Raw genomic sequence first — 13,510 nt, 5'->3', positions numbered from 1 at the left:
TTTTTATTAACCGCTAAAACCATTCATGACAAAGAAAATACCGACTGCAAACAACAGAATCACGAGAATGATCAAGAGGATCGAGATAATTAAAATGATCCAACCTGCCACTTTACGTCCCGTTTGAATTAAATAAATCCCAAGTACAATCGGACCGAAGATAAATCCTAAAATCCCCCAAAGCCAAGGGTTGCGGTTATGCTTTGGTGCATCAATCGCTAGGTAAATCGCGATTACAATAGAAAGTATAAATCCAAATGAAAATTCCATTAAAAATCCCTCCTTACATACTATATCCTTAAAGAATATGGAATGAAATAAAATTATATGCATTGTCTTTAAGAAAACGAGACAAGATTGAGACGAGTTGTCTAAAACCTGGTCTCGTTAAGAGCAAATCGGGACAGAAACGAGGTCCAGGGTTCAAGATCTGTCTCGATAAAAGCCGAATCGGGACAGAAACGAGGTCCAGGGTTCAAGATTTGTCTCGATAAGAGCTGAATCGGGACAGAAAAGAGGTCTAGAGATCAAGATTTGTCTCGATAAGAGCCGAATCGGGACAGAAAAGAGATCTAGAGATCAAGATTTGTCTCGATAATACCAGTATCGAGACAGAAAAGAGGTTCACCGCTCAAGATCTGTCTCGATAATACCAGTATCGGGACAGAAACAAGGTTCACCACTCAAGATCTGTCTCGATAAGAGCCGAATCGGGACAGAAAAGAGATCCAGCGCTCAAGATCTGTCTCGATAAGAGCCGAATCGGGACAGAAAAGAGATCTAGCGCTCAAGATTTGTCTCGATAAGAGCCGAATCGGGACAGAAAAGAGGTTCACCGCTCAAGATCTGTCTCGATAATACCAGTATCGAGACAGAAACGAGATCCATCGCTCAAGATGTGTCCCGATAATACCAGTATCGAGACAGAAACGAGATCCAGCGCACAAGATGTGTCCCGATAATACCAGTATCGAGACAGAAACGAGATCCAGCGCACAAGATTAGTCCCAATAATACCAGAATCGGGACAGAAACGATGTTCACCGCTCAAGAATTGTCTCGATAATACCAGAATCGGGACAGAAACGATGTTCACCGCTCAAGAATTGTCCCGATAATACCAGTATCGAGACAGAAACGAGGTCCATCGCTGAAGATTTGTCTCGATAATACCAGTATCGAGACAGAAACGAGGTCCATCGCTCAAGATCTGTCTCGATAAAACCATAATCTGGACAGAAAAGAGATCCACCGCTCAAGATCTGTCTCGGTAAAACCATAATCGGGACAAAAAAGAGGTCCAACGCTCAAGATCTGTCCCGATAATCCCAGCACCGAAACACACCGAAACACACCAAAACACAATCAAGGCCAATCTCCAACCCCGCGCCCCAATTACCTACTCCACACTAGCCGTCGTCCCCGAAATCTCCAAATGCTCCCTCAACTGCTCCGACAACGCCAAACGTTCTTCCTCAGAAACAATATAATAATAAACCCCATTAATCTTATCCCCCGACCCTTCGACCTGGAATTGAGTGAGGTTTCTGCTAGCTTCTTTATAATTTTCTTGAATGTCCCACATCTCATCAAAGGTTAAGTTCGTTTTAACGTTATTTTGGACAACATTGAACATATCACCAAATTTTGTGATCGAAGTAATGCTGGCCCCTTTTTTCATTACACCTTCAATGACCTGGCGCTGGCGGTCCTGGCGTCCGAAGTCTCCGCGGGGATCCTCTTTACGCATCCGTGTGTAGGCTAAAGCCTCTTCGCCATCTAAAGTTAATGTGCCTTTAGGAAAGTCATGGCCATCATACGAGAAGTCTAATGTATTTTCCACTGTGACACCGCCGACTGCGTCGACCGTATCTTTGAAGCTATCCATATTGATTTTCACAAAATAGTCAACAGGGACGTCGAGAAAATTCTCCACCGTGTCAATTGCCATTTGGGTACCGCCATAAGCATAGGCGTGGTTAATTTTATCTTGAGTACCCTTGCCGACAATCTCTGTTCGTGTGTCACGAGGGATGCTGACCATTTGTGTTGAGTTTTTATTTGGATTTATGGTCATTAAAATAAGAGTGTCAGCGCGCCCGACGTCACCCTCACGTTCATCCACACCCATTAGCAAGATGGATATTGGGTCTTTTTCGGTAAACACTACTTGTTCCGGTCTTTTTTCGGATACCTCTCTGTCGATATCTTCATGAATGGTCTCAACTGTATTGGCTGCTGATTGAAAAATATAATAGGCATAGCCGCCCACACTGATGAGAAGTAAGCCAATGATGCTTAAGGTAATCCAAAGCCATTTATTCTTCTTTTTTCTAGCTTCTCTCATATCTATTTCATCCTTTTTATTTAGGTATAAAGAAATTATAGAGCGACTAAGACTGGTTACACAATCCTCTTTTGTCAAAATTTGTTGTAAGTATTCTAGAACCTGTCGAAGATGTGTATAATGAGTGAAAGTGACAAGTCTATTTTATAGTTTGGATTTTCAGGAGAGAGAACATGTATGATCAAACTTTCCGCTTTTAGAATCTTTTTCAAGTAAGGTAAACAAATAAAGGTTATTTTTTCCTCATGAAAGGCTATATAGTAGTTAGACGCTAAGTCATCAAAACAAGTTTCACAAATTTATCATATTTTCTATTCAAAATTGCAAATTCCAATAGTAGGATGGGTAGGAATGTTGTATAGTTTCTTAGGGGAACGGCTACAAAAGAAAGAAAAGGTTCGAAGTGTATGATGACGAACCTAGCTTAACCCGCTGATTAGAAAATATTCTGATTGAGGCAATCGTTTAAAAAGTAAATTTGCCTTAATGTGTTAAGCACTTTTTTAACAATAAGTGAATGAAAAGAGCTCAGGTTACCTACATTAATAAGTAATTGTAGGACTTCTGTCTCTGATCTGCTATGACAAAAGAAAAGACAAATTGAGGATTATTTATCCAGTAATTCTAAATGTTCTTGTTGACCTTTTGCGTTCCAAGTGATATTTTTTTTATGATGATTTGTTAATAAAAGTGTTTGAACTATATGAGTACCATTAGAAGGTTCTCTATTTTTTTGATAGCCATGTTTTTAGTATTTGAGGTGATAAGGATGGCAATAAATCGAGCAGAGTCAACAATATTTCAAACAAGTTCATATCAACGATTAGCCGTAATACCGAAGGAAACAGTATATAACTTATATTTAAAACGTTTTTTTGACATTCTAGTTGCAAGCATTGGCTTAATCTTCGCTACCCCTATCATTTTAATCACGATGATATTGATTAAGCTGGAATCACCGGGTAAGGCTTTGTTTTTCCAAGAGCGTGTAGGGTATAAAGGGAAAAACTTCAATGTGATCAAACTTCGCTCTATGAGATCTGATGCCGAGAAAAACGGCGCACAGTGGGCTAGTAAGAATGATCCTCGTGTAACGAAAGTGGGCGCGTTTATTCGTAAAACACGAATTGACGAGCTTCCGCAATTAGTTAACGTGATTAGAGGGGACATGAGCTTAATCGGTCCTCGACCAGAAAGACCTGAATTCACAGAAGAGTTTGAGCGTGATATTCCAGGCTTTAAAATGCGTTTATTAGTGAAGCCGGGCTTAACTGGCTGGGCGCAGGTGAATGGCGGATACGACATTACACCGAAAGAAAAATTAGAATATGATTTAATTTATATAAAAAACATGGGATTTTTATTAGATTTAAACACTGCATTTAAGACAATAAGAGTTATCTTTACAGGTGAAGGTGCTAGGTAGCTTTAGGAGGACATCTCTAGTATGAAGGTTCTTGTAACTGGCGGATGTGGATTTATCGGTTCACATATCGTCGATAAATTAATTCAAGAAAAACATGATGTATATGTGGTTGATAACCTGGTGTCAGGGCACAAGAAAAACGTAGATCCAAGCGTGCAAATCATGGATTGTGATATCAACAGTGATTTGATGGAAAAAGTAATCCAAGATTTTCAACCTGAAGCAATCATTCATCAAGCTGCACAGGTGAGTGTAGCTCATTCAATAAATGATATATTGTACGATGAAAACGTAAATATACGTGGTTCCGTAAATTTAATCGACTTAGCAAGAAAGTATGGGATTAAGAAAATAGTGTTTGCATCATCTGCAGCTGTTTACGGAAATCCTGTTTCACTTCCAGTCGATTTAGCTCATCCGACAAATCCATTATCTCCATATGGTGTATCTAAGCTGTCGGTTGAATATTATTTAAAAATGGCTAGTCAAACATTTGGACTAGATTACACCATTTTGCGTTATGCTAACGTATATGGACCTCGCCAGGATGCACACGGTGAAGGTGGCGTTATTGCGATTTTTTCTGATTGCTTAGCAAACGGAAAATCACCGACAATCTTTGGTGACGGTGAGCAAACAAGAGACTTTGTTTATGTAGAAGACGTTGCTGGAGCAAATGTCCGTGCATTAACAATGGGTCATAACCAAACATTGAATGTATCTTCCGGAGAGGAAATTACTGTGAACAAGCTTTTTGAAACGATGCAAGAAGCCGCAGGAACATCCTTGGAAGTCAATTATAGAGAAGAACGAAGCGGAGATATCCGTAAGAGTGTCCTTTGCAACAAAGTGACGAAGGAACAGTTAAACTGGAATCCGGAAACATCACTGCTAGAAGGACTGCAAAACACATTAAATTTTTATAAGTAAACAATATCTCCCGTCTTGACGAACCTATCCATAGATAGGAGTGACGGGAGTTTTTGTCGTAGGTTCGAAAAACGAAACTAGTTGAATTGAGGGACGAAATAAATGAAGCACATTCTCGTGTACTTTCCATATGAACTACAAAAAAATCCGAAAAGCGGATCAGGTGTTAGGCCAAAACGAATTGTCGAAGCGTTTAAGCAATATTGTGAAGAAGAAAATCTCGAGCTTGTTGTCATCTCAGGGACAACGTCAGAAAGACAAGCAGCAATCGAACATTATCATGCGCGTAACGACTACAACAATGCTCTTTTCTGTTACATGGAAAACAGCACAATGCCATACTGGTTTACAGATCCGGATCGTAAGCCTAAGAACGTTAAGCTAGACAGCGGTTTCTGGAGCACATTGAAACAGCACAACATTCCGATCAGCTTGTTTTACCGAGATGTGTACTGGAAGTTTGACGACATGTATGTGCCACCAAAAGGAATTAAGTTTTTACGCTATTTAATGAGACAAGTTTATAAGCAAGAGCTAAAAACATACCAAAAATATGTAGACCTACTTTATCTACCTTCATTAGAAATGAACAAATATGTGGGCTGGCAAGGTGAAGTAAGTGAGCTACCTCCAGGTATGGAGAAAGTTGAAAAAAGAAACAACATCTCATTAAAGCTGGAAAAGCCATACCAAGCAGTTTTCGTCGGTGGAATCAGTGACCAAGTTGGGATGCTAATGCTTCTTGAAGCATTCAAAGTACTAAACGAAAATGAGCATGTCATTAATCTTGAATTAGTCTGCCGTGAAAATGAGTACACTAAATATCAAGAAATGCATAAGTACGAACAATATCATTGGTTAAAGGTAAGCCATTTATCAGGTGACCAGCTAATCGAAGTGTACGACCGTTCCCACTTGGCGTTAATTCCAAGGGAGAAAAATGCATACCACGATTTTGCAGTGCCTGTTAAATTGTTTGAATACCTTTCACACCACCTGCCTGTTGCGGCAACAGATTGTGATGCTCAAGCTCGACTTTTAAAAGAAGAAGACTTCGGCGCTGTGTCAACAGTTGATCCAGAACAATACGGAAAGGCTATTCTCGACCTTCTGCAGCCTGACACATACAATCAAACAAAGCAAAACATCGAGCTAAAAGCATGGGAAAACCATAGCTGGTATGCAAGAGTGAAAAAAGTTGCAAACGATATGCTGCGCATAAAAGAAGGGAGGAGCTAAAGATGAAGATTGCCGTCTTAGGACCAGCAAGTAACGTACACACAAAAAAGTTCCTTGATTACTATGATAAGCAAGGTTTTGACATCATCAACATTAGCTTTGACAGCCACAAGGATGACCAAGATCGTTCGCATTGGAAAAACGTCAAAACGCGCTACCTTAATGTTGGTTCGAATAAACTAACTTACTTTCTAACGGTATCAACTCTTAAGAAAATATTAAAAGAGGAAAAACCGGATATTCTTCATGCTCACTATGTATCGAGCTATGGAGTAATCGGGGCACTGGCGAATTATCACCCGTATGTGATATCAGTTTGGGGAATGGATATTTTTGACTTCCCAAAAGAAGGTGCTTTAAATACATATATGGTAAAATATGCATTGAAAAAAGCTGACATGATTGGCTCAACAAGTGAGGTCATGAAGGTAGAAACAGCTCAATATACAGACAAGAATATTGAAGTGACTCCATTTGGTGTGAACCTTGATGTGTTTAAGCCAAATGAAGTACGAACCGAATCAGACAAGGTCAACTTCGGTATTGTGAAAACGATGACAGAAAAGTACGGTATTCGCTACCTGTTACAAGGGTATGCTCTTTTTAAGGAGCAAGTGGACGAGGCAACGTATAAGAACACCCACCTAACTATTGTTGGGGGAGGTCCAAAGCTTGAGGAATATCAGAATTTGGCCACAGAGTTAAACATTGCTGACCAAACAACATTTACGGGGAAAATCCCACATGATCAAGTTCCAAACAAAATCAATGAGTTCGATGTATTCTTCGTACCTTCAACTCTTGATAGTGAAAGCTTCGGGGTCGCGGCTGTTGAAGCTCAAGCCTGTGAGGTTCCGGTTGTTGTTGCAAATGTTGGTGGCCTGCCTGAGGTTGTTTTAGATAAGCAAACTGGCTTTGTCATCCCAACAAAGGATGCACAAGTGATCGCAGACAAAATGATTTATTTCATTAACAACCCTGAAGAAGGCAAAAAGATGGGTAAGCTTGGGCGCGAGCATGTGTCAAAGCATTATCAATGGGAGGAAAACGCTGCTTATATGGTTTCCCTCTATCAAAAGAATTTATTATAGAAGGAAGGGAAAAGCGTGGACAAGCCATTAGTATCGATCATCACACCTTCTTACAATAGTACAAAGTTTATCCCGGCAACGATTGAGTCTGTCCTCTCGCAAACCTATCAAAACTGGGAAATGCTGATTGTGGATGACTGTTCAAAGGATGAATCACGAAAAGTCATTCGAGAGTACACAGAAAAAGATGACAGAATCAAATTAATAGAGTTACAAGAAAACAGTGGTGCTGCTGTTGCGCGCAATACAGCGATTAAAGCAGCTAAAGGAAAGTATGTTGCTTTCTTAGATAGTGATGATTTATGGGTGCCAAAAAAGCTCGAAAAGCAAATTGAGTTCATGGAAATCAATGATTATGCTTTTACATATTCAAAGTATCAGTTAATGGACGTGGATGGTAATAAGCTTGACCGCGTCATAGATGTACCAAGAAATATTGATTATAACGGTCTACTAAGCAACACAATCATTGGATGCTTAACAGCCGTTGTGAATATAGAAAAAACAGGTCCAATCGAAATGCCGAACATTCGAACAAGACAAGACTTCGCTCTATGGCTTTCGATTTTAAAACGAGGCATCAAAGCACATGGCCTTCAAGAGGTATTAGCCTATTACCGATTGGTACCGGGCTCAATTTCTAGTAACAAAGTAAAAGCTGCAAAACAAACATGGAAAGTATATCGAGAGGTTGAAAAGCTCGGGCTACTTCGCTCAATGTTTAGTTTTACCGGCTATGCGTTGAATGCAGTTAAAAAAACGTATTTGAAATAGGGGAGGAAATACCATGAAAGTACGTAAGGCGATTATCCCTGCAGCAGGGTTAGGAACAAGATTTTTACCAGCAACAAAAGCACAACCAAAGGAAATGCTACCAATCGTAGATAAACCAACGATTCAATATATTATCGAAGAAGCTGTTGCGTCTGGAATCGAAGACATTATGATCGTCAGTGGTCGTGGTAAACGCGCAATTGAAGATCATTTTGATAAATCATATGAGTTAGAGGAAACACTAGCTAAAAAGGGTAAAGACAAGGTTCTGGCGGAAGTTCAAGAGATTTCAAACCTTGCAAACATCCACTACATCCGTCAAAAAGAGCCAAAAGGTCTTGGTCATGCAATCAACTGTGCAAGCCGTTTTATCGGAAACGAGCCTTTTGCCGTGCTTTTAGGGGATGATATTGTAAAATCAGATGTTCCTTGTACAAAGCAATTAATTGATATGTACGAAAAATATGAGTGCTCTGTTGTGGGTGTACAGCCTGTACCTGATGAAGATGTATCGAAATACGGGATCATCGCTCCTAAGCAAGACCAGCAAAAGCCAGGAGTAATTACAGTTGATTCTTTAGTAGAAAAGCCAGCTAAGGAAGATGCACCATCAAACTATGCCATCATGGGGCGTTACATCTTAACGCCAGACATCTTTAACATCTTAGATGATCTACCAGCAGGTGCCGGTGGAGAAATTCAATTAACAGACGCATTAAAAATCTTAAACGACATTCAATCTGTTGTAGCGTACCCATTCACAGGTGTTCGCTATGATGTGGGAGATAAATTCGGCTTTATTAAAGCATCAGTTGACTTCGCTCTACAACGCGAAGATTTGAAGAATCAAGTGTATGAGTACTTAAAAGAGGTAGTCAGCAAAGATAATGGAGGCAGGTAATATGCAAATTGCAGTAGTAGGAACCGGCTATGTTGGGCTTGTTACCGGAGTATGCCTATCCGATATCGGCCATAACGTTACATGTGTAGACATTGACGAATCAAAAGTAGAACGAATGAAACAGGGCATCTCCCCAATCTTTGAACCAGGCTTAGAAGAGCTTATGGTCAAAAACTATGAAGCAGGCCGCCTGAACTTTACAACAAAGCACGCGGATGCTTTCAATGACGCGCAGGTAGTTTATATTGCCGTTGGTACTCCTCAGCGCGAAGACGGTACAGCAGATCTGCGCTTCATCGAACAGGTAGCGAAGGACATTGCCCAAAACCTACAAAACGATGCAGTCGTTGTCACAAAGAGCACAGTGCCAGTTGGAACAAATGAAAAGGTAAAGAGAATTATCCTTGAGTACTTAACGAAAGACGTAAACGTTGAGGTAGTCTCTAACCCAGAATTCCTTCGTGAGGGCTCTGCCGTGTCGGATACGTTTAATGGTGACCGTATTGTTATTGGAGCAGACTCAGAGCAAGCAGCAGCTATTATAGAAGAAGTAAACAAGCCATTTGGTATTCCTATCTATAAAACAGATATCCGCAGTGCTGAAATGATCAAGTATGCATCAAACGCATTCCTTGCTACAAAGATCAGTTTCATTAACGAAATTTCAAACCTTTGTGAAAAATTAGGCGCAAATGTAAGTGATGTTGCAAAAGGTATGGGAATGGACGATAGAATTGGGAATAAATTCTTGCAGGCAGGAATAGGCTATGGAGGGTCATGTTTTCCGAAGGATACAAACGCGCTTGTCCAAATCGCAAGCTTCGTTGAGCATGAGTTTAATTTATTAAAATCTGTAATCCAGGTTAACAACGAACAACAGCGTTTACTCCTTAAGAAAGCAAAGGAACGTTTTGGTTCACTGGAAGGCAAAACAGTTGCATTACTTGGTCTTGCATTTAAACCAAACACAGATGATATGCGTGAAGCAGCTTCAATCACTTTAGCTCATGAACTAGTGCAGGAAGGGGCTAAAGTCGTAGGCTACGATCCAATCGCCATGGATAATGCGAAGAACCTACTACCAGCAGAAACGATCTACACAAATTCAGCAGAAGAAGCTGTGAAGATGGCAGATGTTGTTTTCATCGTGACCGAGTGGGATGAAATCAAAAACATCAAATTTGTCGATTATGTGAACTGGTTAGAGGTTCCGGTTATTTTTGATGGACGAAACTGCTATGATTTAGAAGAAGCGGCAAAATATAAGGTAGAATATCACTCAATTGGAAGAAAATCCATTAATAATTTATCTTAAAAAAGCCTAAATAATTGCAACCTTATGTCGATAATATTGGTGTAAGGTTGTTTTATACATGCTATTCAAATAAAATATATTTTGAGTAGTGATACATCTTACCTAGCACTTACCATAGTTAACATAGTTTAATATTTTAATGAAATATTAAATTACAATTATTTGGAAAATAAAAATAGTCGAAAGTACTAGAATTTTTCCGAGTTATGTTATATTATTGGTAATGTATTCATCTGGGAGAAAGAGTTTCATAAATTAGAAGAAATTAACTAAAAAAATAGTTGAATTTTCTACTAGAATATGAAATAATTTCTAAATGTACAGGAGAATATAGCTAGAATAGTTAGTAGATTAATAGGGATTTAGCTATACACCTATATCTCCTATTGATAAAAACAATAATTTTTCAAAACTCGAAAGGGGAACACACACAATGTCTAAAAAGAAAGTCGCAAAGTTTGGTTTAACAGCTGCTGCAGCTGTAACAACTGTTGTTGCTGCTAACCCAGCTGGAGCTGCTGCTGCATCTTCAGTAGAACAAGCAGTAGTACAAGCAAGCACAAATGCAAAAGCATTAACAAAATTCTACGGTAACACTGATCTTACTGTATCTGCTGAATTCACAGCAGCATTCAATTCAGCTAAAAAATCTATCGCTAATGCAAAAGCTCAAGTAGCTGCATTCTCTGGTAAAGAGAAAGCTTACTATGAAGCAACTCTTGCACAAGCAACTGAATTACAAACTTACGCTGCTCGTTACATCGATGCAGTAAACATCTTATCTGGTGAACTTGCTGATGCTACTGAAGCTTTACAAGCTGACGTTGAAGCTGGCGAAATCACTGCTGAAGTTGTTGAAAACTACAACACTCTATCTGCTGCAATCAAAAAAGCAGAAAGAACAATCGGTAAAGTTCGTGGAGAAGCTGTTCGTGAAGCATTCAAAGCAGATTTCTTATTAGATGCTAAACTTGCTCGTGAGTCAGTAATCTATGAAGTTTCTCAATTCAACCTATTAACTCAAATCAACGCTAACATCGCAGCTGGAAACACTGCTAATGTTGAAGCTGATTTAGCTAAATTAGATCGTTTAAAAGAGCGTGCTGTTGAAATCAAAGAAGCTGGTAAAGCTCTTTACCCAGACCGCACTGACGTATACCCAGCTCTTCCAGAAATCGAAGCACAATTACGCACAACTGAAGCTGCAACTGTTGTAGCTTACGAAGAGACTTTAGCTCCTGCAGTTAAATCTGTAAGTGCGATTAACGCTAAACAAGTTAAAATAACTTTCAATAAAGTTGTTGACAAAGATACTGCTGAAGCATTAGCTAGCTATCAAGTACAACGTAACAGTGATAACGCTGTTAAAGCATTATCTGATTCAGCATTTGATAACACAGGTGTAGATGCATTCACTGCTGAATTACAGGAAGATGGTAAATCTGTAGTAATTACTACTGTAGAGGCGGAAACTGTTGAAGCAGCTCTTAGTATCCAAGCTGGCACAGCTTTCAACTTTGTTGTTGATGGTGTTAAAACAACAGATGGAAAAGCTTTCCCTAAATCAACTACTGAAATCGTTGTTAAAGATGAAGTTTCTCCAGAGTTAGTTTCTGTATCATCTAAAGCATCAACTGTTACTAAAAATGTAACACTTACTTTCAGTGAGCCAGTTGCTTACTCAACAACAGGAGTATTTAAAGTAGCAGGTAAGACTGTAACTCCAACTGCAGGTTCTAACCCTTATGAAGTAGTTTTACAAACTACTGATAACTTAACTGCTGGTCAATCTTATGAAGTAGAAGTATTAAACTTAAAAGATTATGCTGGTAACTTAGTCAAAGCTAACCCAACAAAAACAACAGTTACTGTTCAATCTGATACTAACGCTGCAACTATTACATCTGTTGAAGCTTTAGAAGATGATAAAGTGAAAGTTGTATTTGATAAGAGCATGAATATTTCAACTCTTTCTAGCAATACAGTTACTGTATTAAATAGTAATGGTGTGGCAACTGGTTCTTACACTGTAAACCGTGTTGAGGGCACTTCAAACAAAGAATTCACAATTGACTTCTCATCTGGTTTATATGCTACTTCAAATACAGAAAACTTAAGCTTTGTGTTCACAAATGCTATTAAAGATTCTTCTGGTAATGCTATTGCAGCAACTACTAAGACTGCAACATTAACTAAAGATACTGTAGCTCCTAAAGTATTATCGACTACAGTTTTAGCTAAAGGTGCTACTTATGATGGAACAACTCACCAAAACGGTGCATTAGTTGTTACGTTTGATGAAAAAGTAAAAGACCCAGGTAATGCAATTGCGGGAACTATTACGTTAATTGACCAAGATGGAAAAGACATTACTGGTGAAGTTACACTAGGTGCTCCTTCTCTTAACAGTAAGGATTCAAAAGTATTAGTTATTCCTTTCACAGCTAATACAATTGCAACAACTTCTAAGACTGCAACTGTAATTGTTTCAGAAGGTATTACAACTGATGCCTCACTTGGTAACAATAAAAACACGGCTGCTACTCTAAATGGTGTTAACTTACATGCTACTTTATCTGATACTCAAAAACCAGTTGTAGCAAACGTAGGTAACTCAAATAACGATATCACTTTCACTGTTACTGAAGCTAACTTAGACAAAGCTACTGTACAAAACGTTGATAATTATCGTTTAGATGGAAAACCACTTCCAGCAGGAAGCTATGTAGTAATTGCTACTAATGCTCAAGATAGCACTTTACACGCTGTAACCGTGAAATTACCTGCTAGTTCTGTTGATGCTAGCCGCAATAACTATGCATTCACTATCACTGGAATTAAAGACCAAGCTGGTAACGTTGCTGACGTAGTTGCTGTTAACAACTTATCTTTAACTGACGATGTTAAACCTGTACTTAACTCAGGTAAATTAAATAGCGACGGAACTATCACTCTTGGTTACTCTGAAGCTGTAACTGGTACTTTAACTGCTGATTTAGTTGTAACATTAAATGGTAAGGAACTTGCTACAACTGCAGTTTCCCCTGCTAATATTACAACTGGTGCAGATGCTGGTGGTACTCTATTACAAATCGCAGTTACTCATGATGCTGGTCTACAAGCTACTGGTGATGAGAAAATCTTCATTAACGTAGCTGGTGGTTCAAACGGTGCTGGATATGATGCTGGTCATGATATCTTACTAGCTGAAGGTACTTTTGTTGATGCTGCTGCTTACAATGGTGGATACATCAAAGCTGCTGATGTATTAACATTAAAGGTTGCAACTGCTGCTACTGGTACTTTAACTGGTGCAGATGCTGCTTCTAACCCATTAGCTAACAACAAATCTGTAACAATTAAATAATAAATTTTCAAAAGACAGAAGGTATAATACCTTCTGTCTTTTTACTTTCTATAGGTAGGATTTCAGTGCTTATTTATAATAAGTCTAACCACAAAATTACACCCGTAACTACATTAAAAT

The 13,510-nt window shown here is 39.0% G+C and carries 10 protein-coding genes; 8 read left to right on the top strand and 2 right to left on the bottom strand.

Annotated elements, in window-relative coordinates; all coding sequences use genetic code 11:
- Window positions 1–6: 6 nt before the first annotated feature.
- Both D9842_RS18525 and tagU read right to left on the bottom strand, forming a co-directional pair.
- Window positions 7–270: a hypothetical protein gene (locus D9842_RS18525; RefSeq protein ID WP_121663787.1), complete on the bottom strand. Its 264-nt coding sequence runs from the start codon at window positions 268–270 to the stop codon at window positions 7–9.
- Between the two features lie 1,129 nt (window positions 271–1,399).
- Window positions 1,400–2,347, bottom strand: coding sequence for a polyisoprenyl-teichoic acid--peptidoglycan teichoic acid transferase TagU (tagU, locus tag D9842_RS18520; protein ID WP_121663786.1), 948 nt, complete (start codon window positions 2,345–2,347; stop codon window positions 1,400–1,402).
- A 703-nt stretch (window positions 2,348–3,050) separates the two neighbouring features.
- Between tagU and D9842_RS18515 the strand changes: the two genes are divergently transcribed.
- From D9842_RS18515 to D9842_RS18480, 8 genes are all read left to right on the top strand, one after another.
- Window positions 3,051–3,773: a sugar transferase gene (locus D9842_RS18515; protein WP_121663785.1), complete on the top strand. Its 723-nt coding sequence runs from the start codon at window positions 3,051–3,053 to the stop codon at window positions 3,771–3,773.
- 21 nt (window positions 3,774–3,794) lie between these two features.
- A complete protein-coding gene (locus tag D9842_RS18510) occupies window positions 3,795–4,703 on the top strand; it encodes an NAD-dependent epimerase/dehydratase family protein (RefSeq protein WP_121663784.1) in 909 nt (302 codons plus the stop codon).
- A gap of 102 nt (window positions 4,704–4,805) precedes the next feature.
- Window positions 4,806–5,942: a glycosyltransferase gene (locus tag D9842_RS18505; protein WP_121663783.1), complete on the top strand. Its 1,137-nt coding sequence runs from the start codon at window positions 4,806–4,808 to the stop codon at window positions 5,940–5,942.
- Between the two features lie 2 nt (window positions 5,943–5,944).
- On the top strand, window positions 5,945–7,033 hold the full coding sequence (locus D9842_RS18500; protein WP_121663782.1) for a glycosyltransferase: 1,089 nt from the start codon (window positions 5,945–5,947) through the stop codon (window positions 7,031–7,033).
- 15 nt (window positions 7,034–7,048) lie between these two features.
- Window positions 7,049–7,807: a glycosyltransferase family 2 protein gene (locus tag D9842_RS18495; RefSeq protein ID WP_121663781.1), complete on the top strand. Its 759-nt coding sequence runs from the start codon at window positions 7,049–7,051 to the stop codon at window positions 7,805–7,807.
- 13 nt (window positions 7,808–7,820) lie between these two features.
- Window positions 7,821–8,708 carry a UTP--glucose-1-phosphate uridylyltransferase GalU gene (galU, locus tag D9842_RS18490; RefSeq protein ID WP_121663780.1) on the top strand — a complete coding sequence of 296 codons (888 nt, stop codon included), beginning with the start codon at window positions 7,821–7,823 and terminating at the stop codon, window positions 8,706–8,708.
- Between the two features lies 1 nt (window position 8,709).
- Window positions 8,710–10,023 carry a UDP-glucose dehydrogenase family protein gene (locus D9842_RS18485; protein WP_121663779.1) on the top strand — a complete coding sequence of 438 codons (1,314 nt, stop codon included), beginning with the start codon at window positions 8,710–8,712 and terminating at the stop codon, window positions 10,021–10,023.
- 433 nt (window positions 10,024–10,456) lie between these two features.
- Entirely contained in the window at window positions 10,457–13,390 is a 2,934-nt protein-coding gene (locus tag D9842_RS18480) for an Ig-like domain-containing protein (protein WP_121663778.1), read from the top strand.
- Window positions 13,391–13,510 lie beyond the last annotated feature (120 nt).

The sequence above is a fragment of the Metabacillus litoralis genome, from assembly GCF_003667825.1.
Taxonomy (GTDB): Bacteria; Bacillota; Bacilli; order Bacillales; family Bacillaceae; genus Metabacillus; species Metabacillus litoralis_B.
This window is presented reverse-complemented; position numbering and strand designations above follow the sequence as displayed.